This window comes from Cupriavidus sp. 01T418, from assembly GCF_056398885.1.
Genome location: NZ_JBFTQG010000003.1, coordinates 149,317 through 175,363, shown reverse-complemented (window position 1 = coordinate 175,363; position 26,047 = coordinate 149,317). Strand labels below are relative to the sequence as shown.

General features: G+C 68.1%; 25 protein-coding genes and 2 riboswitches. Of the genes, 7 read left to right on the top strand and 18 right to left on the bottom strand.

Annotated elements, in window-relative coordinates; translation table 11 throughout:
- Positions 1-123: 123 nt before the first annotated feature.
- Positions 124-525, bottom strand: coding sequence for a dihydroneopterin aldolase (locus AC1DQ3_RS05035; protein WP_477119080.1), 402 nt, complete (start codon positions 523-525; stop codon positions 124-126).
- 61 nt (positions 526-586) lie between these two features.
- Positions 587-1,414, bottom strand: coding sequence for an SDR family oxidoreductase (locus AC1DQ3_RS05030; protein ID WP_477119079.1), 828 nt, complete (start codon positions 1,412-1,414; stop codon positions 587-589).
- A gap of 15 nt (positions 1,415-1,429) precedes the next feature.
- Here AC1DQ3_RS05030 and AC1DQ3_RS05025 point away from each other — a divergent pair, with 15 nt between their 5' ends.
- Together AC1DQ3_RS05025 and AC1DQ3_RS05020 are read left to right on the top strand one after the other, a co-directional pair.
- The gene (locus tag AC1DQ3_RS05025) at positions 1,430-2,629 is read left to right on the top strand and encodes a class I SAM-dependent methyltransferase (RefSeq protein WP_477119078.1); all 1,200 of its coding nucleotides are present in this window, start codon (positions 1,430-1,432) and stop codon (positions 2,627-2,629) included.
- 36 nt (positions 2,630-2,665) lie between these two features.
- On the top strand, positions 2,666-2,860 hold the full coding sequence (locus AC1DQ3_RS05020; RefSeq protein WP_477119077.1) for a DUF2905 domain-containing protein: 195 nt from the start codon (positions 2,666-2,668) through the stop codon (positions 2,858-2,860).
- A gap of 118 nt (positions 2,861-2,978) precedes the next feature.
- Here AC1DQ3_RS05020 and AC1DQ3_RS05015 read toward each other — a convergent pair whose 3' ends face one another.
- The 4 genes from AC1DQ3_RS05015 to AC1DQ3_RS05000 all read right to left on the bottom strand — a co-directional run bounded on the left by AC1DQ3_RS05015 (position 2,979) and on the right by AC1DQ3_RS05000 (position 8,198).
- Entirely contained in the window at positions 2,979-4,214 is a 1,236-nt protein-coding gene (locus AC1DQ3_RS05015; protein ID WP_477119076.1) for a multifunctional CCA addition/repair protein, read from the bottom strand.
- An 8-nt stretch (positions 4,215-4,222) separates the two neighbouring features.
- Entirely contained in the window at positions 4,223-4,912 is a 690-nt protein-coding gene (locus tag AC1DQ3_RS05010; protein ID WP_477119075.1) for a glutathione S-transferase family protein, read from the bottom strand.
- Positions 4,913-5,130: 218 nt separating this feature from the next.
- Positions 5,131-6,156 carry a complex I NDUFA9 subunit family protein gene (locus AC1DQ3_RS05005; protein ID WP_477119074.1) on the bottom strand — a complete coding sequence of 342 codons (1,026 nt, stop codon included), beginning with the start codon at positions 6,154-6,156 and terminating at the stop codon, positions 5,131-5,133.
- A 95-nt stretch (positions 6,157-6,251) separates the two neighbouring features.
- The gene (locus tag AC1DQ3_RS05000) at positions 6,252-8,198 is read right to left on the bottom strand and encodes a lytic transglycosylase domain-containing protein (RefSeq protein ID WP_477119073.1); all 1,947 of its coding nucleotides are present in this window, start codon (positions 8,196-8,198) and stop codon (positions 6,252-6,254) included.
- Positions 8,199-8,294: 96 nt separating this feature from the next.
- Here AC1DQ3_RS05000 and AC1DQ3_RS04995 point away from each other — a divergent pair, with 96 nt between their 5' ends.
- The gene (locus tag AC1DQ3_RS04995; RefSeq protein ID WP_477119072.1) at positions 8,295-8,903 is read left to right on the top strand and encodes a 5-formyltetrahydrofolate cyclo-ligase; all 609 of its coding nucleotides are present in this window, start codon (positions 8,295-8,297) and stop codon (positions 8,901-8,903) included.
- Positions 8,904-8,914: 11 nt separating this feature from the next.
- Here the strand turns inward: AC1DQ3_RS04995 and AC1DQ3_RS04990 are convergent, their stop codons facing one another.
- The 5 genes from AC1DQ3_RS04990 to ahcY form a co-directional block, all read right to left on the bottom strand.
- Entirely contained in the window at positions 8,915-9,673 is a 759-nt protein-coding gene (locus AC1DQ3_RS04990; RefSeq protein ID WP_477119071.1) for a Mut7-C RNAse domain-containing protein, read from the bottom strand.
- 55 nt (positions 9,674-9,728) lie between these two features.
- Positions 9,729-10,088 carry a TfoX/Sxy family protein gene (locus AC1DQ3_RS04985; protein ID WP_477119070.1) on the bottom strand — a complete coding sequence of 120 codons (360 nt, stop codon included), beginning with the start codon at positions 10,086-10,088 and terminating at the stop codon, positions 9,729-9,731.
- A gap of 22 nt (positions 10,089-10,110) precedes the next feature.
- Positions 10,111-10,941 (bottom strand): methylenetetrahydrofolate reductase [NAD(P)H], encoded by an 831-nt coding sequence (gene metF / locus AC1DQ3_RS04980; RefSeq protein ID WP_477119069.1) that lies wholly within the window; start codon positions 10,939-10,941, stop codon positions 10,111-10,113.
- Between the two features lie 62 nt (positions 10,942-11,003).
- Positions 11,004-11,357 (bottom strand): phage holin family protein, encoded by a 354-nt coding sequence (locus AC1DQ3_RS04975; RefSeq protein ID WP_477119068.1) that lies wholly within the window; start codon positions 11,355-11,357, stop codon positions 11,004-11,006.
- 110 nt (positions 11,358-11,467) lie between these two features.
- Entirely contained in the window at positions 11,468-12,886 is a 1,419-nt protein-coding gene (gene ahcY / locus AC1DQ3_RS04970; RefSeq protein WP_477119067.1) for an adenosylhomocysteinase, read from the bottom strand.
- 137 nt (positions 12,887-13,023) lie between these two features.
- Positions 13,024-13,104, bottom strand: a riboswitch (S-adenosyl-L-homocysteine riboswitch).
- A 74-nt stretch (positions 13,105-13,178) separates the two neighbouring features.
- Here ahcY and thiD point away from each other — a divergent pair.
- Both thiD and AC1DQ3_RS04960 read left to right on the top strand, forming a co-directional pair.
- A complete protein-coding gene (gene thiD / locus AC1DQ3_RS04965; protein ID WP_477119066.1) occupies positions 13,179-14,009 on the top strand; it encodes a bifunctional hydroxymethylpyrimidine kinase/phosphomethylpyrimidine kinase in 831 nt (276 codons plus the stop codon).
- Positions 14,010-14,066: 57 nt separating this feature from the next.
- Positions 14,067-14,507, top strand: a complete 441-nt coding sequence (locus AC1DQ3_RS04960; protein ID WP_477119065.1) for a PGDYG domain-containing protein — start codon at positions 14,067-14,069, stop codon at positions 14,505-14,507.
- 4 nt (positions 14,508-14,511) lie between these two features.
- Here the strand turns inward: AC1DQ3_RS04960 and AC1DQ3_RS04955 are convergent, their stop codons facing one another.
- The 6 genes from AC1DQ3_RS04955 to thiC all read right to left on the bottom strand — a co-directional run bounded on the left by AC1DQ3_RS04955 (position 14,512) and on the right by thiC (position 20,508).
- Positions 14,512-14,958, bottom strand: a complete 447-nt coding sequence (locus tag AC1DQ3_RS04955; RefSeq protein WP_477119064.1) for a PaaI family thioesterase — start codon at positions 14,956-14,958, stop codon at positions 14,512-14,514.
- Between the two features lie 141 nt (positions 14,959-15,099).
- Positions 15,100-16,233 (bottom strand): thiamine phosphate synthase, encoded by a 1,134-nt coding sequence (locus AC1DQ3_RS04950; protein WP_477119063.1) that lies wholly within the window; start codon positions 16,231-16,233, stop codon positions 15,100-15,102.
- Positions 16,230-17,078 carry a thiazole synthase gene (locus tag AC1DQ3_RS04945; protein ID WP_477119062.1) on the bottom strand — a complete coding sequence of 283 codons (849 nt, stop codon included), beginning with the start codon at positions 17,076-17,078 and terminating at the stop codon, positions 16,230-16,232. The genes AC1DQ3_RS04950 and AC1DQ3_RS04945 overlap by 4 nt, the downstream gene beginning before the upstream one ends.
- 6 nt (positions 17,079-17,084) lie before the next feature.
- Complete coding sequence (thiS, locus tag AC1DQ3_RS04940) at positions 17,085-17,282, bottom strand: sulfur carrier protein ThiS (RefSeq protein ID WP_477119061.1); 198 nt, start codon at positions 17,280-17,282, stop codon at positions 17,085-17,087.
- A 21-nt stretch (positions 17,283-17,303) separates the two neighbouring features.
- Positions 17,304-18,482, bottom strand: a complete 1,179-nt coding sequence (locus tag AC1DQ3_RS04935; protein ID WP_477119060.1) for an FAD-dependent oxidoreductase — start codon at positions 18,480-18,482, stop codon at positions 17,304-17,306.
- Between the two features lie 139 nt (positions 18,483-18,621).
- Positions 18,622-20,508, bottom strand: a complete 1,887-nt coding sequence (gene thiC, locus AC1DQ3_RS04930) for a phosphomethylpyrimidine synthase ThiC (protein WP_477119059.1) — start codon at positions 20,506-20,508, stop codon at positions 18,622-18,624.
- 103 nt (positions 20,509-20,611) lie between these two features.
- Positions 20,612-20,713, bottom strand: a riboswitch (TPP riboswitch).
- Between the two features lie 251 nt (positions 20,714-20,964).
- Between thiC and AC1DQ3_RS04925 the strand changes: the two genes are divergently transcribed.
- The gene (locus tag AC1DQ3_RS04925) at positions 20,965-22,626 is read left to right on the top strand and encodes an acyl-CoA dehydrogenase family protein (RefSeq protein ID WP_477119058.1); all 1,662 of its coding nucleotides are present in this window, start codon (positions 20,965-20,967) and stop codon (positions 22,624-22,626) included.
- A 35-nt stretch (positions 22,627-22,661) separates the two neighbouring features.
- Here AC1DQ3_RS04925 and AC1DQ3_RS04920 read toward each other — a convergent pair whose 3' ends face one another.
- Positions 22,662-24,341: a GMC family oxidoreductase gene (locus AC1DQ3_RS04920; RefSeq protein WP_477119057.1), complete on the bottom strand. Its 1,680-nt coding sequence runs from the start codon at positions 24,339-24,341 to the stop codon at positions 22,662-22,664.
- A gap of 287 nt (positions 24,342-24,628) precedes the next feature.
- On the opposite strand from AC1DQ3_RS04920, the gene AC1DQ3_RS04915 reads away from it, so the two are divergent.
- Positions 24,629-26,032 carry a coniferyl aldehyde dehydrogenase gene (locus tag AC1DQ3_RS04915; protein ID WP_477119056.1) on the top strand — a complete coding sequence of 468 codons (1,404 nt, stop codon included), beginning with the start codon at positions 24,629-24,631 and terminating at the stop codon, positions 26,030-26,032.
- The last annotated feature ends 15 nt before the right edge of the window (positions 26,033-26,047 follow it).

The following is a 26,047-nucleotide window of genomic DNA, read 5'->3' as shown; positions in this document are numbered from 1 at the left end:
GGCGCCTGGTGCGGCAGGTGCATCACATGCACCTGCCGGGGGCGGACAACCGCGTATTTTACCGTGACCGGCCACCCCGCGCCGGCCGCCAGCCGTGTTGCTGGCTTGGACTACTTGCGCGTGTCACTCGCTCTTGATATGGAAAACCTCGACGCCGACCGAATCGCAGTCCGGGTACACGTCGGGCTTTTCGGTCGAAACGCGCACGGCGCGCACCTTGGGGTGCTTGAGCATGGCGCGCGCCACGTCGTCGCACAGGGTTTCCTGCAGGTGGACGTGGCCCTGCGCCATGCGCTCGGCCACGGTGTTGCGCATGAAGTCGTAGTCCACCACTTCCTGCAGCTTGTCGTCCTGCGGCGTGCTCTGGGCCAGCGGCACGAACAGGTCGATATTGATCAGCACGCGCTGCTCGCCCTTTTTTTCGAATTCGTGCACGCCGATATTGATCTGCACTTCGTAGTTGCGCAGGAACATGCGGCGGCAGTCCTGCAGGCTGGGGTGGATGAGGGCGGCGAGCATGGTCATGATGGAGAGAGGGGAAAAAATCGGAGAAAGCGCGCGCGTTCCGGGGCGCGCGCCGGGTACGTCATTCGGTCAGGAACATCACATCGCGCGCCAGCGGCATCAAATGCTGGCCGCCGTCGACGTAAAGCGTGGTGCCGGTCACGGCGCGCGCCTCGGCCAGGTAGGCCACGGCCTGCGCGATGTCCTCGGGGGTGGACGACTGTCCCAGCGGCGTCATGCGGTGGGCGCGCTTGAAGCCGGGGCTGGACTGGTCGCCCGAGGCCATGGTGATGCCGGGCGCCACGCCCACCACGCGCAGCTTCGGTCCCAGGGCCTGGGCCAGTTGCACGGTGGCGGTCTGCAGTGCCGCCTTGGACAGCGTGTAGGAGAGGAAATCCGGATTCAGGTTGTCCAGCTTCTGGTCGAGCAGGTTGATCACCACGCCGCGCTGCTTGTCCGGCAGCGCCCGGTGCATGTCGCGCGCCAGCAGCAGCGGCGCGGCCACATTGATGCGCATGTGGGTGTCGAGCGAGGCATAGGAAAAGCTGGTGGCCACGTCGTACTGGAACAGCGAGGCGTTGTTGACCAGGCAGGTCGGCACGCCCAGCGCATCGCCGCAGGCAGCGATCAGCCTGGAGGTGGAAGCCTCGTCGGACAGGTCGGCCTGCAGCACCGCGGCCCGGCGGCCGCCGGCGCGGATCTGTCCGGCCAGCGCCTCGGCCTCGGCCAGCGAGCTGTGGCAGTGCACCGCCACATCCCAGCCGCGGGCGGCCAGTTCCAGCGCGATCACGCGTCCGAGCCGGCGCGCGGCGCCGGTCACGAGCGCAACGCCGCGCGCGGGGGTGGCGGAGGCTGCGGCGGTGTGGGCGCCGGCAGGCGATACGGAGTCAGGAGATTCGGAGGCGGGCATTGCTACAATCGCGGTATGCACAAAGGCGTTAGTTTACCCCTTCCCCCCGCCGACGCACTGTCGTCGTCCGCCGCGCTGACCGCCCACATCGGCCAGGCGATCGACGACGCCGGTGGCTGGCTCGGTTTCGACCGCTATATGGCGCTTGCGCTATATGCGCCCGGCCTGGGCTACTACAGCGGCGGCGCCGCCAAATTCGGCCGCGATGCGCGCGACGGCAGCGACTTCATCACCGCCCCCGAACTCAGCCCCTTCTTCGCCCGCACGCTCGCGCGCCAGTTCACGCCGCTATTGGCGCAGGGCCTGTCGCAGGTGCTGGAATTCGGCGCCGGCACCGGCCGGCTCGCCGCCGACCTGCTGCTGGCGCTGGAGCATGAAGGCCAGTTGCCCGAGCGCTATGCGATCGTCGAACTCTCCGGCGAGCTGCGCGCGCGCCAGCAGGCCACGCTGGCCGCACGCGCCCCGCACCTGGCGCCGCGCGTGAGCTGGCTGGATACGCTGCCCGAGCATTTCGAAGGGATTGTCGTCGGCAATGAAGTGCTGGATGCCATGCCGGTACGCCTGTTTGCCCGCAGCCACGGCCGCTGGCTGGAGCGCGGCGTGGTTCGCCAGGATGCCGGCGCTGGTGACGCGGATGCCGCCTTTGTCTTCTCCGACCGCCCCGTGGCGGCCGACGCCCTGCCCGAAGCGCTGAACGCCGTGGCCGGCGGCCACGACATCGTCACCGAAACCCACGCCGAGGCCGAAGGCTTCATGCGTGCGGTGGGGACGATGCTGACACGCGGCGCGGTGTTCCTGATCGACTACGGCTTCCCGGTCGCGGAGTACTACCATCCGCAGCGGGTCGGCGGCACGCTGATGTGCCACTACCGCCATCACGCCCACCCGGATCCCTTCCTCTACCCCGGGCTGCAGGACATCACCGCCCACGTCAACTTCAGCGGCATCGCCCATGCCGCCGCCGATACCGGGCTGACGGTGGCCGGCTTCGCCTCGCAGGCGCGCTTCCTGATGAATGCCGGCATCACCGAGCTGCTGATGGCGCTGGACCCTGACGACACGCGCAACTTCCTGCCGGCGGCCAATGCGGTGCAAAAGCTGCTGTCGGAAGCCGAGATGGGCGAGTTGTTCAAGGTCATCGCGCTGACCCGCGACTTCGATGCGGCGCTGCCGCTGGCGGGATTCGCGCGCGGCGACCGCAGCCACGCGCTATAGTCGGGGCACTCTACCCTCTATCTTTAGGCACGCACCATGCTGCGCTGGACCTTCACCATCTTCCTCGCCGTCATCGTGCTGTCGGCGGCGCTGCCGTGGCTGCAGAAGCTGGGCCTTGGGCGGTTGCCGGGAGACCTGCGGTTCCGGCTGTTCGGGCGGGAGTTTGTGTTGCCGTTCGCTTCGACGATCTTGTTGTCGATGGTGGCGCTGGTGATTGGGAAGCTGCTGTAGCGACCAAGGCCGCTGCGCTGGTGGTGTGCCGGAGATCGCTGCTGCGAGCGCCCGCCTCTCCCCCGCCCCCTCCCGCAGGCGGGAAAGTGGAGCAAACCAGCGGCATTGGCCGAAGTTGTTACTCCCCCAACCGCGCCGCCACTGCCGCCACCCGGGCCGCATGCACACGGTCCTTGATCAGGCTGACATTGCCAGCGCACTCCTGCGCCACCGCTCCCGCATCCACCGAAGAAGCCGCTTCCAGCGCCATCAATAACCGCGCCGTCTGCGGATACGCCCGGTCCTCGAACCCAAGCCGCCCGCGCGCATCGGCCTCGCACGCCTGCAGCGCCTCGGCAAAACGCGCCGGCTTGCGCAACGCATCGCAGCGCTCCAGCAAACGCGTCAACGCCGCCGCGCCGAACTCCTCCGAACGATGGATATTGCCGTGCTCGCGCGCCACCACCACCGCCAGGTCGCGGCACTCGGTGGGCACGCGCAAGCGCTTGCAAACCGCCTCCAGCAATGCCACGCTGCGCTGCTCATGGCCGATGTGCCGCGGGAGCACGTCCTGCGGCGTGGTGCCTTTGCCCAGGTCGTGCACCAGCGCGGCAAAGCGCACGGCGAGCGCTGCCCCCATGGCGGCGGCGGTATCCACCACCATCATCACATGCACGCCGGTATCCACCTCCGGATGGTAGTCGGCACGCTGCGGCACGCCCCATAGCCGGTCCAGCTCGGGCAGCAGGCGCGCCAGCGCGCCGCATTCGCGCAGCACCTCGAACATGCGCGAGGGCCGCGCTTCCATCAGGCCGCGTGCGAGTTCCTGCCAGACGCGCTCCGCCACCAGCGCGTCGACCTCGCCCGCTTCCACCATGCGGCGCATCAGCACCAGCGTCTCGGGCGCCACGGTGAAATCGACGAACCGCGCGGCGAAGCGCGCCACGCGCAGGATCCGCACCGGATCTTCGGCAAAAGCGTCCGACACATGCCGGAACTGCCGCGCGGCCAGGTCGCGCTGCCCGCCGTAGGGATCGATCACCGGGCCRGTCAGCGCGCCATCGTCGCCCACGGCCTGCGCCATGGCGTTGATGGTGAGATCGCGCCGCACCAGGTCGTCTTCCAGTGTCACGTCCGGCGAGCAGTAGAAGGCAAAGCCCTTGTACCCGGCCGCGGTCTTGCGCTCGGTGCGGGCGAGCGCGTACTCCTCCCGGGTCCGCGGATGGAGGAAGACCGGGAAATCCTTGCCCACCGGCTTATAGCCGGCGGCTTCCATCTCGGCCGGGGTCGCGCCCACCACTACGTAGTCGCGGTCCTGGCTAGGCTGGCCCAGCAGAGCGTCGCGGATGGCACCGCCTACGGCATACACCTGCATGGACTGACTCAATGGTTGATCACGATCGCGTCGGCACGATCGGGGACCAGTCGGTAGAGCTCGTCCGAGGCCAGGAAATCGCGCTCCTCGCGCGCATCGGCGATCCAGGCCTGCATGGCCGGCAGCGCAAGGATGAAGTCCGCATATTGCTTGGCGGCATCGGGCAGGTGGATGCCATAGGTGGCAAAGCGGCTGACCACCGGCGCGAAATACGCATCGGCGATGGTGAAGGTGCCGAACAGGAACGGACCGGCGGCGGCATGGCGCGCGCGCAGGTCGGCCCAGATCGTGGCGATGCGGTCGACATCGCGCTGCACCGCCACGTTCCAGCCCCGGCCCGGCAGCACCGCGGTGACATTCATCGGCAACTGGCTGCGCAGGTTGCCGAAACCCGAATGCATCTCGGCGCAGATCGAGCGCGCGTACGCCCGCTGCGCACGGTCGGCCGGCCAGAGTTGCTTTCCCGGGAAGGTCTCGGCCAGGTATTCGGCGATCGACAGCGTATCCCATACGGTGATTTCGCCATCGACCAGCACCGGCACCTTGCCGGCGGGCGAGTACTGGGCGACCGCTTCGTCAAACCCGGGCGCGGCCAGGCGCACCTTGATCTCCTCGAAGGCGATACCGGCATGCCGCATCAGCAACCAGGGACGCAGCGACCAGGACGAGTAATTCTTGTTGCCGATGACGAGCTTCATCGCTGTGCTCCTTGCAGGAAACATGGGGGAGAGTGAGGCCGGGGCAAGCCGCCACGCGAAGCGGGCGGACAGCGCGCCGGCGAACGGACCATTGTAGCCAGCCGCGCCAAGCCCCTCCAAGCGAATTACACTCGCAGCGATGTGAATCCAGGTCACATGCGAGACCTGGCGGGGCACTTGGCCAGCCTGCCGCGCGCCGCGCCGGCGTGGCTTGCGGCTCAGCGATGGATGCTACGCCGCAGTACCTGCATATAGCTTTCGTGGCCACGGCCCGCCAGCACGTCGGTCATCACCACTTCAAGCCCCATCGGCTGGCGCAGGCCAAGCTCGGGCGCGATCGGCCCGTGCATGACGTTGTCGAGCTGCATGGAGTCGAGGTTGTCGCGCGACATCACCGGCGTGCCCGGCATGTGTTCCAGGATGGCGGCCTGCACGCGCGCGAGCGCGTCCGGCAGTTGCACGACCGGGCGTGGGTGGCCGCTGGCACGGCCGGCATAGCGCACCAGATCCTCCAGCGTATAGACCTGCGGCCCGGCCAGGTCGTAGGCGCGGCCGATGGTGGCCGGCGTGGCCATGGCATTGACGAAGGCCTGCGCCACGTCGCCCGCGTATATCGGCTGGAATTTGGCCTGCGCGCAGGCCAGCGGGACCACCGGCGCCAATTGCTGCATGTGGGCGAAGAGATTGAGGAAATGATCGTCGGGGCCGAAGATCACGGAGGGACGGAAGATGGTCCAGTCCAGGCCGCTGTCGCGCACCACGCGCTCGCCGTCGCCCTTGCTGCGCAGGTACATCGACGGGCCCGCGCTGTCGGCGCCCAGCGCGCTCATATGCAACAGCCTGCGCACACCGGTGCGCCGGCAGGCTTGCACGATGCGCCGCGGCACCTCCACATGCGCGAAGGCGAACGCCTCGCCGTACGGCTCGGCACGTTCCCCGTGGAGGATGCCGATCAGGTTGACCACGATGCCTTCGGTGCCAAGCGTGCCGATGGCCGCATCCAGCGCGATATCGTTTCTCACATCCAGCTCGGTCACTTCCACCCGCGGCAGCAGCAGCAGGTGCTGTGCGTGCTCGGCGTCGCGGGTGGCGACCACGATGCGCTCGGGGTCGAGGGGCGGCTCCACGACGGTGCCGGGCTCCAGCAGCGTAGCCGACGCGGTGGCGACGCCTGCCAGCCGGGCCACCAGGTGACTGCCGACGAAGCCGGCTCCTCCGATCACTAGAACATTGCTGGTCTGCATGGATTTCTCCGTGGCAAAGCATGACTGGCGCGTTCACCAGGACCGGTGAACGCGCCGGCAACCGCATTGGCCGGCAGACCGTGCGCCCCGAAGACTCAGGGCAGGCTGGTGGTGGTCATCTGCGACGGCGCCACCATGCCCAGGCGATCCTTGAGCGACTGCGGCCGGCCGCTCATCAATGCAGCATAGTACGTGGCGTTCGACAGCACATTCTTGACGTAGGTCCGGGTTTCCGCAAAAGGAATGGTTTCGGCGAAAATCGCGCCCTCGACCCGGCGCTGCAGACTGGAGCGCCAGCTCTTGGGGCGGCCCGGGCCGGCGTTGTAGGCGGCCGACGCCAGCGTCAAGGAGCTGTCCAGGTCGGTCAGCACCATGCTCATGTAGTTGGTGCCGAGCACGATGTTGATATTGGGATCGCCCATCATCGAGGGAGAGAAATCGCCCATGCCGATCTTGCGCGCGACCCACTTGGCGGTGGCCGGCATCACCTGCATCAGGCCATGGGCGCCGGCCGACGAGCGCGCATTCATGATGAAGCGCGATTCCTGGCGCACCAGGCCATAGGCCCACGCCATATCCAGGCCCACTTCGTCGGTGGCACGCTGCATGATGTCGCGGTAGGGCATCAGGAAGCGCAGCGTGAAATCGTGCTCGGCCTGGGTGCGGTCGGCGGTGTTGACGGCGCGGTCCAGCAGCTCGATGCGGCGGGCGTAGTCGGCGGCGGCCAGCAGCTGGCGGTCGGTCATGCCACGCAGCTCCCAGTTCCACTCGCGGTTGCCCTCGAAGCGCAGGTCGAGGTCATAGAACTTCTGCGCCCGCAGGAAGCCCGCGCGGCCGCGCATGGCATTGACCTCGGCATCGCTGACCTGGGTGCGGGCCGGCAGCACGATCCGGTTGCCCAGTTCCTCGCTGGCCAGCTGGCCGTAGAAGTTGAACTGGCCGGCGATCGACTGGAACTGCTTCTCGGCCTCGGCGCCCCGGTTATCCGCCTTGAGCGCGCGGCCGTACCAGTAAGTCCAGGCCGGATCCTTGGCGCGCAGCTCGGGGCGCATCAGCTCCACCGCCTGGCGCACCTGCGCCCAGTCGCCCTGGCGCAGCGCGGCGCGCACGCGCCACTCCTGGGTTTCGTCGGACAGCCACTGGTTGCCGCCCAGGTCCATCTGGCGGCGGTAGAAGCTGGCGGCTTCGGGCGCCAGCTTCTTGGCCGCGAACTGGCCGATCACGCCCCAGCCCGCGCCTTGCTCGTCGCGCGACAGGCTGCCGGCGTTGGCGCTCAGGTAGGACGCGGCCTGGGAGGGATCGTTGCGCGCCATCTTGACCACGGTGGCGAGCGTGTCGCTGTCGCCGCGGGCCTCCGGCACGGCGACGGCAATGCGGCCAGCCAGCGTCACGAAGTTCTGCTCCAGCGCCTGGCGCGCCTGGAAGGCCACGTCGCTGGGCTCGATCTGCCTGCTTTGCGCCAGGTAGCCGATCAGGTCGACGCAGCCTTCGCCGTAGTACCTCGGATCGGACAGCGCGGGCCGCGCGTCGGCCGCCACGTTCTGGCCCTTGAGCGCGCGCGACAGCAAGGCATAGCACTCCACCTGCGTGTCGTCCTTGAGCACGAACTGCGGGTATTCGACATCGAAATTCGCCCAGTCGCGCTTCTTGCCCAGCACCAGCAGCCAGTCGTTGCGCATGCGGTCGGCGATGGCTTCGCCCTTGTAGCGCTGCAGGAAGGCGCGCACCTGGTCGTCCGGGGCGTCGATGCGGGCCAGGCCGCTGGCGTCGAACATCTGCGGCTTGATGCGGAAATACTCGACGTACGACGAGATCGGATAGTCCACCAGGGTGCCGGAGATCGCGTCGGTGCGTGCCGCGTCGTTCTTGCGGGCGGCTTCGCGCAGCGCCACGAAAGCGTCGTCGGGGTTGCTCGGGATGGCCAGCGACTGCGGCTGCGGCTGGGGCCGCTTCTGCGCAAATACCGGCGTGGCAAGCAGTGCGCACGCGATTGCCGCCAGGGCGGCCTTGGCCACACGCTGCGGATATACTCCCTTCGGCATTCTTCTTCCTTGTTGTGACAGCCGGACCACCCGTTGCGAGGGCGCCCATCCGGCCGTGCAGTGTTTGGTCAATCGCAGCCATTATCCCACGCAGCCATGCCCAGCGACGACGTTCGCACCTACTCCGGCGATCCCGGAAATCCAGACTCCGGCGTGCAGCGGGCGGCGCTGCGGCGCCGCTTGCTGGCGCTGCGCGCCACGCTCCGCCAGCGTCCCGCCGCCGATGCCGCCATCGAAGCCACGCTGGCCGCCCTGCTGGAGCGCCTGCCAGTGCATTGCCTGGGTTTCTACTGGCCGATCCAGCAGGAATTCGATGCCCGCGCCGCGGTCTCGCGCTGGCTCGCCGGCTCGCCCGCGCGGCAGGCAGCGCTGCCGGTGGTCAGCCGGCCTGGCGCGCCCCTGGATTTCCACCTGTGGGAGCCAGGCACGCCGATGGTTGCCGGGCACTATGGCATTCCCGTGCCGGACGGCACGCCGCCGTTGTTGCCTGACGTGCTGCTCATTCCCTGTGTCGGTTTCAGCCCGGATAAGTTCCGCCTGGGCTATGGCGGCGGCTTCTACGACCGCACGCTGGCGGCGCTGGCTGCCGCGGGCGGCACGCCGCTGGCGATCGGTATCGGCCATGAAGCCTGCCGCATCGCGCTAGCGCCGCAGCCGCACGACCTGCCGATGGACTGGATCGTCAGCGAGGCTGGCGCCTTCTGATCCGCATCGGCTCAATCGGGGCCGCGCGGCACCAGCTCATCCACCAGTTCGCGCATATGCCGCCAGTGCGACCCCTCCCAGAACACGCGCCGGCAACAACCGCAGGTAACAAACCGCGCCTGCCGCGCGAACACCCCCGCCGGTACCCGGCCATCCACCTCGGCCTTGTCGATCGCCCGCAGCGGCACGTTGCAGTCCAGGCATAAAGAGAACGGCCGCGCACTGCGCGCCAGGTCGAGCCGGGCGAAGATCTCCCGCAACTGCGGCGTGGCCTTGATGGCCCGCACATAGCATCCGTGGGTAACGCCGCGCCGCTTGAGCAGCTCCCGGTCGCGCGTGAGCACGATGCGCCCCTCTCGCATGGCGATGGCCTCGATCTCGCTATCGGCGAAATGGTTGTCGTAAAGGGTGTCGAAGCCGGTCAGGCGCAGCAGGTGGGCCAGCCCGCCCAAGTGGGCATCGGCGACGAAGCGCGTGGCGCGCAGTGGCTCGCCGCGCACGCGCAGCAGCGGCGTGACGTCGAACGCTTCGAACTTGGGATAAACGGATACGCGGTCGCCCTCCTGCAGCAGGCGCTCGAACCCGCATGACTCGCCGTTCACCAGGATCAGCTCGACCTCGGTATGCGGCACGCCCAGCGCCTCGATCATGTGCTTGACGGTGGCGGCGCGCGCGCAGGCGCAAACGCAGTCCAGCCCGCGCTGCGCACGCGGCAGGAAGTCGTTCAGTTCCTCGTAGAAACGAAACGTAGCGGTGACGGCGGTGGCCATGGGCCCAAGTATGCCACCGCGCGGCCGGGTGCCGGAACGGGTTCCGGCCGCTGGCTCAGCCGGCCTGGTTGGCCAGCCGCAGCGTCGATTCGACCGACAGCCGCGCCCATGCCGTCATGGCTTCGGCCGACTCCAGGCAGGCCGGCGGCGCGCTCAGGTAGTGCAGCATGGCGATCTCGCGCCCGGCGCGGCTGTAGCGGAATGGCTCACCGCCCTCGGCCTCGAAACGGGCGCGCGTCTTGTCGTCGACCTTCAGGAAGCAGCGCCCGCCCAGCACCAGCGCGAACACCAGGCCGTCGTAGTACAGGGCATGGCCGCCGAACATGCGGCGCGTGGTGATGGGGCCGATGCGCGCCGCCAGCGGCCCCATCAGTTCGAGCAGGTGGTCGATGAAGGGATCCGGGCGCGCTGGCATGGGCTGATCGTGGCCGGAGGCCTCAGAGCTTCAGACGTTGCCAGATGGCCTTGGTGGCGCTGGCCGTATTGAGCGTATAAAAATGCAGCCCCGGCACGTCGGCGGCCAGCAGGCGCTCGCACAGCGCGGTGACCACATCCAGCCCGAAGGCGCGGATCGATTCGCGATCGTCGCCGAAGCCTTCCAGCCGCTTGGCGATCCAGCGCGGCACTTCGGCGCCGCACATCTCGGAGAAGCGCATCAGCTGCGACGAATTGGTGATCGGCATGATGCCCGGCACGATTGGCACGTCGACGCCCATGGCGCGCGCATCGTCGACAAAACGGAAGTAGGCGTCGGCGTTGAAGAAATACTGGGTAATGGCCGAGTTGGCGCCGGCCTTGACCTTGCGCACGAAATTATCGAGATCGTGGCGGGGCGACTTGGCCTGCGGGTGGTACTCGGGATAGGCCGCCACTTCGATATTGAACCAGTCTCCGGTCTCGGCGCGGATGAATTCCACCAGTTCGTTGGCAAAGCGGAACTCGCCGATCTCGCCCATGCCGGACGGCATGTCGCCGCGCAGCGCCACGATATGGCGGATGCCGCTGTCGCGATAAGTCCGGAGGATATTGCGGATGCTCTCGCGCGAGGAGCCCACGCACGACAGGTGCGGCGCGGCCTCGATACCTTCACGCTGGATTTCCAGCACGGCGTCCAGCGTGCCCTGCTGGGTGGTGCCGCCGGCGCCAAAGGTCACCGAGATGAACTTGGGATGCAGCGGAGCGAGCTGCGCACGCGTGTTGCGCAGCTTCTCGGCGCCTTCCGCCGTCTTGGGCGGGAAGAATTCGAAGCTGAAGTAGCGGTCTTGCATGATGGTGGCGCGCCGCCTATGGCACGGCGCGCTGAAAGAGTGGCGTGGAGCGCCGGACGGCGTCAGGCGCTGCGGCGCTCGCCGAGCAGCAGGCTGGACAGCGCCCAGGAAATCACACTGTAGAGAATCGAGCCGAGCAAGGCCGCGCCAAAGCCGGTGACCACGAAACCGGCCAGCAGCTTGCCCACGAACAGGAACAGCAGCGCGTTGATCACGAAGATGAACAGGCCCAGCGTCAGCAGCGTCACCGGCAGCGTGAGGATCACCAGGATCGGGCGGATCAAGGTGTTCACCAGGCCAAGCACCAGCGCGGCGACCATGGCCGAGCCGAAGCCGCCAAGATGAATCCCGTCGATCAGGCTACCCACCAGGAACAGCGCGGCGGCATTGATGATCCAGACGGCCAGCAATCTCATGACGACTCCTTCGCTTGGGTGAAACGGGTTCGGGGCCAGACGCCCGCGGCGCGCGGGCGCCGCGGGTCGCCGATCCGCAGACCGGCCAATGGCGAATCAATCAAGGCGAATCAATAACGGTAGTGATCGGCCTTGTACGGGCCTTCCTTCTTCACGCCGATATAGGCCGCTTGCTGCTCGGTCAGCTCGGACAGCTGCGCGTTGAGCTTCTTCAGCTGCAGGCGCGCGACCTTCTCGTCCAGGTGCTTGGGCAGCGTGTAGACGCCGACCGGGTACTTGCCGCTATCGCGCTCCTGCCACAGTTCGATCTGGGCGATGGTCTGGTTGGCGAACGAGCTGCTCATCACGTACGACGGGTGGCCCGTGCCGCAGCCCAGGTTCACCAGGCGGCCCTTGGCCAGGATGATGATCTTCTTGCCGTCGGGGAAGACCACGTGGTCGACCTGCGGCTTGATCTCGTCCCACTCGTACTTTTCCAGCGAGGCGATGTCGATCTCGTTGTCGAAGTGGCCGATATTGCAGACGATGGCCTGGTCCTTCATCCTGGCCATGTGGTCATGCGTGATGACGTGGTAGTTGCCGGTGCAGGTGACGAAGATGTCGGCCTTGTCGGCAGCGTATTCCATGGTCACCACGCGGTAGCCTTCCATCGCGGCCTGCAGTGCGCAGATCGGGTCGACTTCAGTCACCCAGACCTGGGCCGACAGCGCGCGCAGTGCCTGCGCGCTGCCCTTGCCCACGTCGCCGTAGCCGGCCACCAGGGCAACCTTGCCGGCGATCATCACGTCGGTGGCGCGCTTGATGCCGTCCACCAGCGATTCACGGCAGCCATAGAGGTTGTCGAACTTGCTCTTGGTCACCGAGTCGTTGACGTTGATGGCGGGGAACTTGAGTTCGCCCTTTTGCGCCATCTGGTACAGGCGGTGCACGCCGGTGGTGGTTTCCTCGGTCACGCCCTTGATGGCGTCCAGGTTGCGGCTGTACCAGGACGGATCCTTGGCCAGCTTTTCCTTGATCGCGGCGAACAGGAAGATTTCTTCCTCGCTGCCCGGGTTGGCCAGCAGCGAAGCATCCTTCTCGGCGCGGGCGCCCAGGTGCAGCAGCAGCGTGGCATCGCCGCCGTCGTCCAGGATCATGTTGGGGGTACCGCCATCCTTCCAGTCGAAGATGCGGTGGGTGAAGTCCCAGTATTCCTTCAGCGATTCGCCCTTGAAGGCGAACACCGGCGTGCCCGATGCGGCAATGGCCGCGGCGGCGTGGTCCTGGGTCGAGAAGATGTTGCACGAGGCCCAGCGCACGTCGGCGCCGAGCGCGACCAGCGTCTCGATCAGCACGGCGGTCTGGATGGTCATGTGCAGCGAGCCGGCGACGCGCGCGCCCTTGAGCGGCTGGGCGGCGGCGAACTCGTCGCGGATGGCCATCAGGCCAGGCATTTCGGTTTCGGCGATGGCGATTTCCTTGCGGCCCCAGCCAGCCAGGCTGATGTCCGCCACCAGGTAGTCGTTTTTCAGATCAGTCACTGCGTTCATGTTTCACTCCGATGAAGAGTGGCGACGAAGGACGAGTGCGGGGGATACGGCCGCGCCATGCCGTGGCGAAAAGCCACTTTGCATCACTTTGCATAACGGGCGGATAGGTCGACTCGCCTCCGTGTGTATATGCCACGGATCAGCGAGCGCCGTTGAAGACAGTCCGAGCCTGGCGAATGGCACAATGGGGTCCATTCGTTGCAACGCTCCTCGGAGTGGCGGTATTGTAGCCTGCCCGGCGGCGCTGCGCGTTGCCGCCAACACGATTTTTTGTTTTCCGCCCGGCCGATACATGACCCCGACGACACTCCGCCCCCCGCGCACCCTGACCATCGCCGGCTCCGATTCCGGTGGCGGCGCCGGCATCCAGGCCGATCTCAAGACCTTTGCGGCGCTGGGCTGCTTCGGCATGAGCGCGATCACCGCCATCACCGCGCAGAACACCCTGGGGGTGAGTGGCGTGCACGCCATCCCGGCCGATATGGTGGCGGCGCAGATCGACGCGGTGGCGAGCGATATCGGCGTCGACGCTGCCAAGACCGGCATGCTGGGCACGGCAGACATCGTCGAGGCGGTAGCCGCCGCGCTGGACCGCCACGGCATCCGCCGGCTGGTGGTGGACCCGGTGATGATCTCCACCTCCGGCGCCACGCTGGCGGACGACGCCACCGCCCAGGCCATGGTGCGCCTGCTGTTCCCGCGCGCCGTGCTGGTCACCCCCAACCTGCCGGAGGCGTCCAGCCTGCTGGGCCGCAAGATCACCCGGCGCGACGAGATGGAGCAGGCCGCACGCGACCTGGTCGCGCTGGGCTGCCCGGCGGTGCTGCTCAAGGGCGGGCACCTGGACCCGGCGGATGCCGGGCTGGACGACCTGCTGCTGCGTGCCGATGGCACCGTACGCGTGTTTTCGCATCAGCGCGTGGATACCCGCAATCTGCACGGCACCGGCTGCACGCTGGCGGCGGCCATCGCGGCGCAGTTGGCAAGAGGCGATGCGCTGGAAGATGCGGTGGAAGTGGCCCTGGATTTCGTGGCCGACGCGATTTTAAGTGGGGCCGATCTGGAACTGGGAGCGGGCAATGGTCCGCTGAACCATGGATTTGCGCCGCGGGTACTGGGTTGATGCAAGTATGATCGGGCGCTTCGGCAACAACTGTACAACTGTCCGCACTTCTCCACCATGCCCACCCTCAGCCACATCGACCTGCGCACCGACCCCGCCGCCGCTTCCTACCAAAAACACGAAGTCGTGCAGGTAGCCTTCGCCACCGCCGCGGGCGAACTCATCAGCCTCGAAGGCCCCAACCGCTACCAGGACGGCGACGCCATCGTCACCGGCTCCACCGGCGACCGCTGGGTCGTGTCGCGCGAACGCTTCGACGCCAGGTACCAGCCGCTGCAAGCCGGCAGGCACGGCCAGGACGGCGCCTACCAGAACATCCCCGGCGTGGTGCTGGCCAAACGCATGGACGAAGCCTTCAGCATTGCCCGCTCCGCCGGCGGCGACGTGCTGCACGGGGCGGCCGGAGACTGGCTGATGCAATACGCGCCGAACGACTACGGCATCGTCCAGCAGGCCCGCTTCGCCCAGGTCTACCGTGCGGCGCAGGGCAAGGCCTGAAGCGTCAGTCGCCGCCGCTGCTCAGCGGCACCAGCTTGAACGCCGCGCGCGCCACGCACACCACTTCACCGGCGGCGTTCTTCACTTCGCCTTCGCAAAAAGCGATGCGCGCGCCGCGCCGCATGCAGCGCGCTTCCAGGTGCAGTTCGCCGCGCGCGGCAGCCAGGAAGTGCGTGGACATATCGATGGTGATCACACCGGTATCCAGCGGCGCGTGCGAGCGCGCTGCGCCGCTCAACGTGAAATCCAGCGTCGCCATCAAGGTGCCGCCGTGTACGTCGCCCCGGCTGTTGACCAGGAACGGGCTGACCGGCAGGCGCGTGCGGCACAGGCCTTCTTCCATCTGCACGGGCTGCAGGCCGAGATGGCGCATCAGCGGCACATCGATGCCGAAGTAGGGCTTCTCGGGCGTGCCCGGTGCCACCGGGACAATCTGAGCGGGACTTTCCAAAACGGGCTTTCCTTTATTCGAGTTCCAACACCGCCTGGCCCCCGGCGACGGCGTCGCCAGGCTGCACCAGGATGGTCGTGACCACGCCAGCCTATCCGGTTCATCGATGACGGGCGGGCCGAAGGCGGGTCCCGCGGCAATTCAAGCCGCCGGAAACATCCCCACCAGGGTCGCCACCGCGGCTGGCACATCCGCCGCCTCGGTGATCGCGCGCACCACAGCCGCGCTGCCCACGCCAACCGCCAGCACCTGCGGCAGCCGCGCCGCATCGACGCCACCAATGCCCACCAGCGAAGGCACCACGGGCTGCATCAGCTTGACGTAGGCATGGAAGCGCCCCAGCCCCTGCGGCGCGGTCGGCATCACCTTGGTGGTGGTCGGGAAGATCGCGCCCAGCGCAAGGTAACTCGGGCCGATGGTGGCCACGCGCAGCATCTCGGCATAGCCGTGGGTGGACACGCCAAGCCGCAGCCCGGAGGCGCGCAGCGCTTCGAGGTCGGCTTCGTCGAGATCTTCCTGCCCGAGATGGATGCCGTAGATGCCGCTATCGCCGCCCTGGCTGGCGTGATATTCAATGGCAGCACGCCAGTGGTCATTGATGAACAGGCGCGAAGCGCTGCCGCGCGCGGCCCTGGCGGCACGCTCGATTTCGCCGCGCACGGCCTGCGCGTCGCCGGACTTGAAACGCAGCTGTACGGTGGGCACAGCCAGCGGCACCAGCCGTTCGATCCATTCCGCACTCGGCACCACCGCATACAGACCCAGCGGCGGGCATGGCGCAAACGGCTCGGCACGCAACTCCGGGGCTACCAGCGCGGCATGACGCACATGCGGGAAGCGTGCGAAATCCACCGGCCACTCCAGCGCGCCTGGCTGCCAGGCGCGCGCCAGGCACAGCGCGTCATGCGCGGGAAAATGCAGCGCCAGGCAAGCCAGCAGCACGGCCACGAAGTCCGGCGAATGCGCGGTGTCGCCATCGGCATGGGCGCCGAACACCCACGTGCCCATCGGCGAGCGCACGGTATCGCTCCACTGCCCGCCCTCGCGGTCGCTTTCGATGGCGATGGCGCCGGCGGCGCCAATGCGCGCCAGCGTGGCCGCGTCGGCTTCGCCGTCGAACAGCACCACGTCGGCATCACCGAGCGCGGCGGGCGCATTGGCCTGTGTCCACGCGCGCCAGGTCTTGTCGCTGGTGCCGAAGGTGGCGCCGTAGCGCGCCAGCAGCGTATCGCGCAGCGCAGCGTCTGCGCTGGCCTGAATACTGCGGCTCGTCATGCGCGGTCCTCCGCGCCTTCGGCGTGCCAGAACGGCATGCCCACCACCGGCGTGCTGGCCTGCGCGATATCGCGCTCGGGCATGGGGCCGGCCAGGTAGGCGGTGCGCCCGGCATCAACGGCGAGCGCGAAGGCGCGCGCCATGTTGACCGGGTAGGCGGCTTGCGCCACCGCGGTGTTCAGCAGCACACCGTCATAGCCCCACTCCAGCACCTGGGCCGCGTGCGAGGGCAGGCCGAGGCCGGCGTCCACGATCAGCGGCGTATCGGGCAGGCGTTCGCGCAGCAGGCGCATGGCGTGTGGATTGACCGCTCCCTTCCCGGTGCCGATCGGCGCGGCCCAGGGCATCAGCGCCTGGCAGCCCACGTCCAGCAGTCGGCGGCATAGCACCAGGTCTTCGGTGCAGTAAGGCAACACCTTGAAGCCTTCCTTGATCAGCGTCTCGGCCACGGCCGGCAGGTTGAGCGTATCGGGCTGCAGCGTGTAGTCGTCGCCCACCAGTTCGAGCTTGATCCAGTCGGTCTCGAACACTTCGCGCGCCATCATGGCGGTGGTGATGGCCTCCTGCGGCGCCATGCAGCCGGCGGTATTGGGCAGCACGGGCACGTCCAGCGACCTGAGCATCTGCCAGAAGGCCTGGCCGCCCTCGCCTTCTCCGACCGCGCCCTGGCGGCGCAGCGCTACCGTCAGCATGGCAGGTTTCGCCACTTCCACCGCGGCCTGCAAGGTGGCGGGAGACGGATAGCGCGCGGTGCCCAGCAACAGGCGCGAGGCGAACGACTCGCCATAGAGCACGAAGGGATCGCCGAGCAGGTCGCGGCGGGATTCAGCGATATTGAGGGTCATGTTGGGTCAGCCTCCCGTCACGGGTTGCACGAGGTCGATACGATCGCCAGCCGCGAGCGCGGTGGCCGCATGCGTGGCGCGCGGCACGAACTGGCCGTTGAGCGCGGCGGCAAAGGGCGGCGCGATGCCCGCGCCGGCCACCGCGTCGGCCAGGGTGGCGTTGGCGGCAAGGACGAGCGGTCGGCCGTTGAGCAGGATTTCCATGGGTGTTCTGTTCTGTTCCGTTCAGTGCAGCACCGGCGAGCCGGCAACGGTATTGAGCGTGGCCTCGATCATGCCCGGCCAGCGCAGCGCGGCCGGCACGGCATGGGCGGCGGGATCGTCGTCGAGCAGCGCCCGCACCACCTGGCAGGCCGCCTCGGTGACCGCCGGGGCGATCAGGAAGCCGTGCCGGTACAGGCCGTTCAGACGCACGATGCGGGCATGCTGGTCGACGCGGATGGCCGGCAGGTGGTCCGGGCGCGTCGGGCGGCGCTGCACATTGAGTTCCAGCACGCGCGCCTCGCCGAACGCCGGATGCAGCGAATACGCCGCCGATAACAGCTCCAGCGCGGAGCGCACGCTCATCGGCGAATCGTCCTCGCTTTCGATTTCGGTGGCGCCGATCACGTAGAGGTCGTTGGGCTTGGGGGCAATATAGATCGGATAGCGCGGATGCAGCAGGCGCACCGGCCGATGCAGCTTGACCTCGGGCGCGTGCACGCGCACCACTTCGCCGCGCAGGCCACGCAGGCCCGGCATGCTGCCGTGCGCGGCCGGCTGTCCGGGCCACGCGGCGCGCGCGCCCAGGCCGCGGCAATCCAGCACCACGCGGGCGCAGATGCCAAGCGCCGGCAGGTCGCCGGCCTCGACTTCACCGGCTTCCCACACGCAGTGCACGCCGCTGGCGACCGCGCTGCACAGTAACGCGCGCAGCGTGCCGCGGTTGTCGAGCTGGCCCTCGCCAGCCAGCAGCAAGCCCTGGGAGAAGCGGCCCGCGAGTTCGGGCTCGAGCGCGGCCACGCCGTTGCCGTCCAGCGCGCGCATGCGCGCCGCCACCAGTTCTGGCGGCGCCACCGCGCGCACGCGGCTGGTGAACAGCGACATCTCGCTGCGGTCGCGGGTATGCCATACCACCAGCGTGCCGTCTTCCTGGAAGAACACCGGCTCCGGCATTTCGGCCACCCAGGCGCGCCAGAGGTCCACGCTGGCGATGCCCAGCTCGACGATGCGGCGCTCGGCGATGGCGGATTCCGCCAGGGGTGCCAGCATCGCCGCCGCCACATGCGCGGCCGAGCCGGCGCCATCGGGGCCGGCGCGCTCGACCAGCGCCACGCGCAGGCCGGCACGTACCAGTTGCCAGGCGGATAAGCGCCCGGCCAGACCGGCGCCGAGCACGGCCACATCAAACGACTGCGTAGTCATGGGGATGGTTGTGCCGGTATTCGCCGCGACTGCGCGGCTGCGCGCCGGCCTCCTTTAAGTCATGGCGTGCCCCGGGTGCCGGGGCACGGAACTTCACGTGCGGGACCCACGCTGATGGGCGAGCCCCGCACCCACTGCCTTACGAGTAGATCCTGCCGCCGCTCTTGACGAACTCGATCGACTTTTCCTGCATGCCCTTCTCGGCTTCCGGCTTGAGCGAGGCGGCGTAGTCGCGCACTTCCTGCGTGATCTTCATCGAGCAGAACTTGGGACCGCACATCGAGCAGAAATGCGCGATCTTGGCGCCTTCGGCCGGCAGCGTGGCGTCATGGTACGAACGCGCGCGTTCCGGGTCCAGGCCGAGATTGAACTGGTCTTCCCAGCGAAACTCGAAGCGCGCCTTGGACAGCGCGTTGTCGCGCAGCTGCGCGCCCGGCCAGCCCTTGGCAAGGTCGGCCGCGTGGGCGGCGATCTTGTAGGTGATGATGCCTTCGCGCACGTCTTCCTTGTCCGGCAGGCCCAGGTGTTCTTTGGGCGTGACATAGCAGAGCATGGCCGTGCCCATCCAGCCGATATTGGCCGCGCCAATACCGCTGGTGATGTGGTCGTAGCCGGGGGCGATGTCGGTCACCAGCGGTCCGAGCGTGTAGAACGGCGCCTCAAAGCAGTGCTTCAGTTCTTCATCCATATTGGCCTGGATGCGCTGCAGCGGCACGTGGCCCGGGCCTTCGATCATGACCTGCACGTCGTGCTTCCAGGCCTTGTCGGTCAGTTCGCCGAGCGTGCGCAGTTCGCCGAACTGGGCATCGTCGTTGGAGTCGGCGATACAGCCGGGACGCAGGCCATCACCCAGGCTGAACGACACGTCGTACGCCTTCATGATTTCGCAGATCTCGTCGAAGCGCGTGTACAGGAAGTTTTCCTTGTGATGCGCCAGGCACCACTTGGCCATGATCGAGCCGCCGCGCGAGACGATGCCGGTGACGCGGTCCGCGGTCATCGGCACATAGCGCAGCAGCACGCCGGCGTGGATGGTGAAGTAGTCGACGCCCTGCTCGGCCTGCTCGATCAGCGTGTCGCGGAACATTTCCCAGGTCAGGTCCTCGGCGACGCCGCCGGTCTTGTCCAGGGCCTGGTAGATGGGCACCGTGCCGATGGGTACCGGCGAATTGCGCAGGATCCATTCACGCGTTTCGTGGATGTGCTTGCCGGTGGACAGGTCCATGATGGTGTCGGCGCCCCAGCGGATCGACCACACCATCTTTTCCACTTCCTCGGCCAGCGACGAGGTCACCGCGGAGTTGCCCAGGTTGCCATTGATCTTGACGCGGAAATTGCGCCCGATGGCCATCGGCTCCAGTTCGGTGTGGTTGATGTTGGCGGGGATGATGGCGCGGCCGGCGGCGATTTCCTTGCGCACGAATTCCGGCGTCATGTCTTCCGGACGCAGCGGCAGCGCGGCACCCAGCGCGTTGCCGGGGTGCTGGCGCAGCAGCGCCTTGTATTCGGGCTTGTCGTACAGCGCCTGCAGGTTCAGCGACTCGCGCAGCGCCACGTATTCCATTTCCGGCGTGATGATGCCGCGGCGCGCATAGTGCATCTGCGACACGTTGGCGCCGGCCTTGGCGCGGCGCGGGTTGGTCAGCTGGGCAAAGCGCAGGTGGGCGGTGGCCGGATCGGCGGCGCGCGCCAGGCCGTATTCCGACGACAGGCCGGACAGCACTTCGGTATCGCCGCGCTCTTCGATCCACTTGCCGCGCACTGAAGGCAGGCCGGACTTCAGGTCGATATGGATGTCCGGATCGCTGTACGGGCCCGAGGTGTCGTACACGGGAATCGGCGGATTGGACATCTCGCCCTTGTCCGTGCGCGTGGACGTCTGCAGGATCGTGCGCAGCGGCACGCGGATGTCCGGGCGGCTGCCGGTCAGGTACGTCTTGCTTGAAGCGGGGTAAGCGAATTTCTTGTCGAGATCGGTTTCAAGCGATTCGAAGGAAGCGGCGGGGGCGGTATTTGTACGGGCCATGGGTGTCGTCCTCTCTCTTGCGGGGATGGACGAAACCAGGAGCCCTGTGAGCATGTCCGCGGTGGTGTGGCCGGGTCATGTGCCTTGGAGAAGGCAGGAGCTGTTCGGTAACCATGAAACTTCCCACGCCGGTACTAGCCGGATCGGGTTCGAAGGGACTCTCTCAGCCGCACGGCCCATCCGTACGGCACCCCTGTTTCATCCAACGGGATGAATTTAAGCACAACGTCCCGGGCTTGACCACCCCTGTTTCAATCAGGAGTGTCGTGCGCTTCTGTCAGGCTATCCCGTTGCTGCGGTGCGGGATAGCGGCCAAGCGCTGGCCGGCGCACTCTGCCAGTGGCGGTTGCGGGGCTTGCCGGCACCGCCCATCTGGTCCGCTGCTTGCCTTACCATGCGATACATGCCCATGCGCAACGCCCGCACAGGATCGCACCAGACCGCACAGGAGACCCCATGACCGAAGCCGCCACCCACCGCGTGTTCAACCAGGTCCCCGACCTGACCGACTACAACCTGTTCGCCGGCGACCCCGCGTTGCGCGCCGCACTGGCGCGGCTTGGCGGCGGCTGGCACGCCGACGCGCTGGACGTCTTCGGCGCCCGCCTGGGCAAGCCCGATGTGCAGCAGTGGGCGGCCGAGGCCAATCGCCACGCGCCTGAGTTGCATACGCACAGCCGCACCGGCGAGCGCATCGACGAAGTGGAATTTCCGCCCGCATGGCACGCTTTGCTGGCCTTGCTGCGCAGCCAGCAATTGCAGGCGCTGCCGTTCGCGCAGCCCCGTGAAGGCGCGTGGGTGGCGCGCGCCGCGGGATACTTCCTGCAGGCGCAAGCCGAATCGGGATCGTTGTGCCCGCCCACCATGACCTTCGCCAGCATCCCGGTGCTGCAGAAGGAAGCGGCGCTGTTCGCGCAACTGGGGCCGAAGCTGTTTGCCACCGAGCACGATCCGCGCGACCTGCCCTGGCGCGACAAGCGCGCCGTGATGATCGGCATGGGCATGACGGAAAAACAGGGCGGCTCCGATGTGCGCAGCAACACCACTGTCGCGCGCCCCGTGCGTGGCGAGGGCCGCGGCGCCGAGTACGCGATCACCGGCCACAAGTGGTTCTTCTCCGCGCCAATGTGCGATGCCCACCTGGTGGTGGCGCGCATGGGCGCCGAGGACGGGCCGCTGTCGTGTTTCTTCGTGCCGCGCTTTCGCGACGACGGCAGCAAGAACGCGGTGCAGATCCAGCGCTTGAAGGACAAGCTTGGCAACCGCTCCAACGCCAGCAGCGAAGTTGAGTTCCGCGATGCCACCGGCATCCTGATCGGCGAGGAAGGCCGCGGCATCCCGACCATCATCGAGATGGCCACCCATACCCGGCTGGACTGCGTGATCGGCAGCGCCGCCATCATCCGCGCGGCGGTGGTGCAAGCCATCCACCACGCGCGCCACCGCATGGCATTCGGCCGCCTGCTGGCGGAGCAGCCGCTGATGCGCAATGTGCTGGCCGACCTGGCGCTGGAAAGCCAGGCCGCGACCCTGCTCATGATGGAACTGGCGCACGCTTTCGAGCGGGCCGATGCCGACCCGCTGGCCGCCGCCTGGAAGCGCATCGTCACGCCGGCGGCCAAGTTCTGGATCTGCAAGCGCGCCATCGAGGTCACCGGCGAAACCATGGAGGTGTGGGGCGGCAACGGCTATGTCGAGGAGGGTCCGATGGCGCGGTTGTACCGCGAGGCGCCGGTCAACTCGATCTGGGAGGGCTCGGGCAACATCATGTGCCTGGATGTGCTGCGCGCGCTCCAGCGCAACCCCGGGGACGCCGGACAGCTATTGCAGGACCTCGCCCGGCGCGCTGGCGGCCACCCGGCGGTGCGGGCCGAGCTCGCCTCGCTGCAGGCAATGCTGCGCGATGCGCCGGATCACCTGGAAGCCGGGGCGCGGCGCTTTGCCCAAGGCCTGGTGCTGACCGCGCAGGCGGCGCTGATGCTCGCCCATGCCGACGCCGACGATGCCGAGCGCTTCGTCGCCAGCCGGCTGGGACGCCAGCACGGCCGCGTCTTCGGCACGCTGGAAGGCGACGACGCGGCGCTGGCCGGCGTGGTGGCGCGCGCCTGGCCGGCTTGATTCCCCGCAGGCCCGGCCTGGCGCCGGGCCGCGCCTCACACCGCCAACACCTCCGCCATGCGCAGCACCACGCGGGGGCCGTGCCGGATCAGGTCATGCGCACGCTCGCCGATCATGATGGCCGGCGCATTGATGTTGCCGCCGATCAGCGTCGGCATGATCGATGCATCCACCACCCGCAGTCCTTCCACGCCGCGCACGCGCAGTTGCGGGTCGACTACCGCGTATTCGTCCATGCCCATGCGGCAGGTCCCGACGGGATGGTAGATGGTGTCGGCATGGCCACGGATCATGGCGCGGATCGCGCAATCGTCGCTGCCATCCGCGCGCAGGTGCGCCGAATACAGCTCCTTGCCGCCGAACGCCGCGAGTTGCGGCTGCGCAAGGATGCGGCGCACGATCCTCACGCCCGCCACCAGGCCGTCGAGGTCGCGCGGGTCCGACAGGTAACGCGGATCGATCAGTGGCGCATCGCGGATGTCGGGCGACGCCAGCCGCACCTCTCCCCGGCTCTTCGGGCGCAGCACGCAGACGTGGCAGGAATAGCCATGGCCCATGTGGATGTGGCGCATATGGTCGTCGGCCATGCCGACCACGAAATGCAGTTGCAGGTCCGGTTCTTCCAGGTCGGGATCGCTCTTGAGGAAGGCACCCGCCTCGGCGAAGTTGGACGTCATCATGCCGGTGCGCTCGCGCCGGTAGCGCAGGATCTCGGCCAGCAGGCGGAAGGCGCCGCCCACCGAGACGCCGAACAGCTCGGACGCTGCCACGCGCTTGTGCACGATGATGTCGAGATGGTCCTGCAGATTGGTGCCCACGCCCGGCAGGTCGTGCACCACGGGAATGCCCAGCTCGCGCAGGTGCGCGGCCGGGCCAACGCCTGACACCATCAGCAGTTGCGGCGAACCAAACGCCCCCGCCGACACAATGACCTCGCGGCGCGCCCGCAGCACGGTCTCGCGGCCGTCCAGCCGCACCACGACGCCGGTCGCGTGGCGGCCCTCGAACTCGATGCGCAGCACCTGCGCGCCCGTCAGCACAATCAGGTTGGCGCGGCCGCCATTGCTGGCGCGGTCGGCGGCGTCGCCGCGATGCAGGTAGGCGCGCGCCGCGTTCCAGCGCTCACCACCGTGCTGGGTCACCTGGTACCAGCCCGCGCCCTCCTGCTCGACGCCGTTGAAATCGTCGTTGCGGCGGTGGCCGGCCTGCTGGGCCGCCTCGATGAAACGCTGGCCAAAGGGATTGGGCGTGCGCAGGTCCGACACATGCAGCGGGCCGCTGCCGCCATGCAGGGGGTCGTCGTCGCGCCCGGCCACGCGCTCGTTGCATTCGGCGCGGCGGAAATAGGGCAGGACGTCATCCCAGGCCCAGCCATCGCAACCGGCCATGGCCCAGCCATCGTAGTCGGCCGGCGTGCCCCGCGTATAGATCATGGCATTGAGCGAGGAACTGCCGCCCAGGCCGCGTCCGCGCGGCTGGTAGCCGCGGCGCCCGTCCAGGCCCGGCTGCGGCACGGTGCGGTAGCCATAGTTGTGGCTGCCGGCGCGCGGCAGCATGGCCGCGCAGCCCGCTGGCGTCGACACCAGCACATGGTGATCGTGGCCGCCGGTCTCGAGCACCGCCACGCTGTCGCTGCCGCTGTCGGCGAGCCGCCCGGCCAGGGCACACCCTGCCGAACCCGCGCCAACGACGAGATAGTCAAAGGTGGTTTCCATCCGTCTCCCCGCCTGTTCGGAGGTCAGTCTGCCGGGGTTGTGCCGGGCGCTCGGGCAGGCCCGGCATGCCGGGCAGCCCGGTCTGGCGGGCACGCCGAAAGCATGCCGCGAAATCAGTGTAGGGCTTTGGCGGGGCGCTGCAAAGGGCAAAGGAAGGGCGGCGCATACGGCGCTTTGCGGCACGAGAGGCCGGCCTCCATTGCCAGTGGCGCCCGCCTGGCATATGGTGCGGGGATCGAAACGCCGCGCGCGCCACAGGCAGCGCGCGGCCCAGGGAGAAGCGGCTTATGGAAGAAGTGCCCGGGATGTCATCCGTCTTTGGCGCCATGCGCGCGGCCTCGCGGCAGGACCAGGCGCCGGCCTGGGCCGTGCGGGCCGACCGGCTGCGACGCCTGCGCAAGCTGGTGACCGAACACCGGGACGAGATCTCGCAAGCCATCAGTGCCGACTTTGGCAACCGTGCGCGTCAGGAAACCATGCTGCTCGAAGTTTTCCCCAGCGTGGCCGGGATCGACGATGCACTGCGGCATGGCAAGCGCTGGATGCGGGTGCGGCGGGCGCGCACCGGCTTGTGGTTCAAACCCGCCACGTCCCGCCTGATGCCGCAGCCGCTAGGCGTGATCGGCATCGTCGTGCCGTGGAACTATCCGCTCTACCTGACAGTGGGCCCGCTGGCGGGCGCGCTGGCCGCGGGCAACCGCGCCATGATCAAGCTATCGGAGTACACGCCACGCTTCGCCGCGCTGTTCGCACGCCTGGCGCAGCAAACCTTCGGCGCCGACGAGGTCGCGGTGATCAACGGCGACGCGGACGTGGCGGGCACCTTCTGCGCCCTGCCCTTCGACCACCTGCTGTTTACCGGCTCGACCCAGATCGGCCACCATGTCATGCGCGCGGCGGCGGCCAACCTCACGCCGGTCACGCTGGAACTGGGCGGCAAATCGCCTGCCGTCGTCGGCCCGGGCGCCGACCTGGAGCGCGCGGTCGAGCGCATCCTGGTGGGCAAGCTGCTCAATGCGGGCCAGACCTGCATCGCGCCGGACTATGTATTGCTGCCGGAAGGAAAGCGCGAGGCCTTCGTAGAAGCCGCCCGCGCCTGCGCCGCCCGGCTCTACCCCGACCTGGACGGCAACCCCGACTACACCACCATCATCAGCCCCCGCCACTTCGCGCGGCTGGACGGGCTGGTCGGCGACGCCGCCCGCGCGGGCGCGCGCGTGGTGCCGCTGTCACAGTCGCCATCGGACCCGGAACGGCGCCGGCTGGCGCCGGTGCTGTTGCTCGACGTACCGGCCGACGCCACGGTGATGCGGGAAGAGATCTTCGGCCCGGTGCTGCCGCTGGTGACGTACCGTACGCTGGAGGAGGCCATCGACTACATCAACGACCGGCCACGCCCGCTGGCGCTCTACCTGTTCGAGAAAGACCGCGGCGCGATTGACCGCGTGATGGCGCAAACCGTGGCGGGCGGCGTCAGCATCAACGAAACGCTGCTGCATATCGCCCAGGAAGATCTGCCCTTCGGCGGCGTGGGGCCCAGTGGCATGGGCGCATATCACGGCGAAGCCGGTTTCGAGACCTTCTCCAAGCTCAAGCCGATCTTCCGCCAGTCCGGGCTCAATGGCGCCGGGCTGCTCAAGCCGCCATATGGCAAGCGGTTCGAAACGATGATCCGGCTGCTGTTGCGCTGAGGGCGGAGGCCCCGG

Bases quoted from the DNA above. Each gene is read 5' to 3' on its own strand.
- AC1DQ3_RS05035 (WP_477119080.1), bottom strand. From the start codon at position 525: ATGACCATGCTCGCCGCCCTCATCCACCCCAGCCTGCAGGACTGCCGC.
- AC1DQ3_RS05030 (WP_477119079.1), bottom strand. From the start codon at position 1,414: ATGCCCGCCTCCGAATCTCCTGACTCCGTATCGCCTGCCGGCGCCCAC.
- AC1DQ3_RS05025 (WP_477119078.1), top strand. From the start codon at position 1,430: ATGCACAAAGGCGTTAGTTTACCCCTTCCCCCCGCCGACGCACTGTCG.
- AC1DQ3_RS05020 (WP_477119077.1), top strand. From the start codon at position 2,666: ATGCTGCGCTGGACCTTCACCATCTTCCTCGCCGTCATCGTGCTGTCG.
- AC1DQ3_RS05010 (WP_477119075.1), bottom strand. From the start codon at position 4,912: ATGAAGCTCGTCATCGGCAACAAGAATTACTCGTCCTGGTCGCTGCGT.
- AC1DQ3_RS05005 (WP_477119074.1), bottom strand. From the start codon at position 6,156: ATGCAGACCAGCAATGTTCTAGTGATCGGAGGAGCCGGCTTCGTCGGC.
- AC1DQ3_RS05000 (WP_477119073.1), bottom strand. From the start codon at position 8,198: ATGCCGAAGGGAGTATATCCGCAGCGTGTGGCCAAGGCCGCCCTGGCG.
- AC1DQ3_RS04995 (WP_477119072.1), top strand. From the start codon at position 8,295: ATGCCCAGCGACGACGTTCGCACCTACTCCGGCGATCCCGGAAATCCA.
- AC1DQ3_RS04990 (WP_477119071.1), bottom strand. From the start codon at position 9,673: ATGGCCACCGCCGTCACCGCTACGTTTCGTTTCTACGAGGAACTGAAC.
- AC1DQ3_RS04985 (WP_477119070.1), bottom strand. From the start codon at position 10,088: ATGCCAGCGCGCCCGGATCCCTTCATCGACCACCTGCTCGAACTGATG.
- metF (WP_477119069.1), bottom strand. From the start codon at position 10,941: ATGCAAGACCGCTACTTCAGCTTCGAATTCTTCCCGCCCAAGACGGCG.
- AC1DQ3_RS04975 (WP_477119068.1), bottom strand. From the start codon at position 11,357: ATGAGATTGCTGGCCGTCTGGATCATCAATGCCGCCGCGCTGTTCCTG.
- ahcY (WP_477119067.1), bottom strand. From the start codon at position 12,886: ATGAACGCAGTGACTGATCTGAAAAACGACTACCTGGTGGCGGACATC.
- thiD (WP_477119066.1), top strand. From the start codon at position 13,179: ATGACCCCGACGACACTCCGCCCCCCGCGCACCCTGACCATCGCCGGC.
- AC1DQ3_RS04960 (WP_477119065.1), top strand. From the start codon at position 14,067: ATGCCCACCCTCAGCCACATCGACCTGCGCACCGACCCCGCCGCCGCT.
- AC1DQ3_RS04950 (WP_477119063.1), bottom strand. From the start codon at position 16,233: ATGACGAGCCGCAGTATTCAGGCCAGCGCAGACGCTGCGCTGCGCGAT.
- AC1DQ3_RS04945 (WP_477119062.1), bottom strand. From the start codon at position 17,078: ATGACCCTCAATATCGCTGAATCCCGCCGCGACCTGCTCGGCGATCCC.
- thiS (WP_477119061.1), bottom strand. From the start codon at position 17,282: ATGGAAATCCTGCTCAACGGCCGACCGCTCGTCCTTGCCGCCAACGCC.
- AC1DQ3_RS04935 (WP_477119060.1), bottom strand. From the start codon at position 18,482: ATGACTACGCAGTCGTTTGATGTGGCCGTGCTCGGCGCCGGTCTGGCC.
- thiC (WP_477119059.1), bottom strand. From the start codon at position 20,508: ATGGCCCGTACAAATACCGCCCCCGCCGCTTCCTTCGAATCGCTTGAA.
- AC1DQ3_RS04925 (WP_477119058.1), top strand. From the start codon at position 20,965: ATGACCGAAGCCGCCACCCACCGCGTGTTCAACCAGGTCCCCGACCTG.
- AC1DQ3_RS04920 (WP_477119057.1), bottom strand. From the start codon at position 24,341: ATGGAAACCACCTTTGACTATCTCGTCGTTGGCGCGGGTTCGGCAGGG.
- AC1DQ3_RS04915 (WP_477119056.1), top strand. From the start codon at position 24,629: ATGGAAGAAGTGCCCGGGATGTCATCCGTCTTTGGCGCCATGCGCGCG.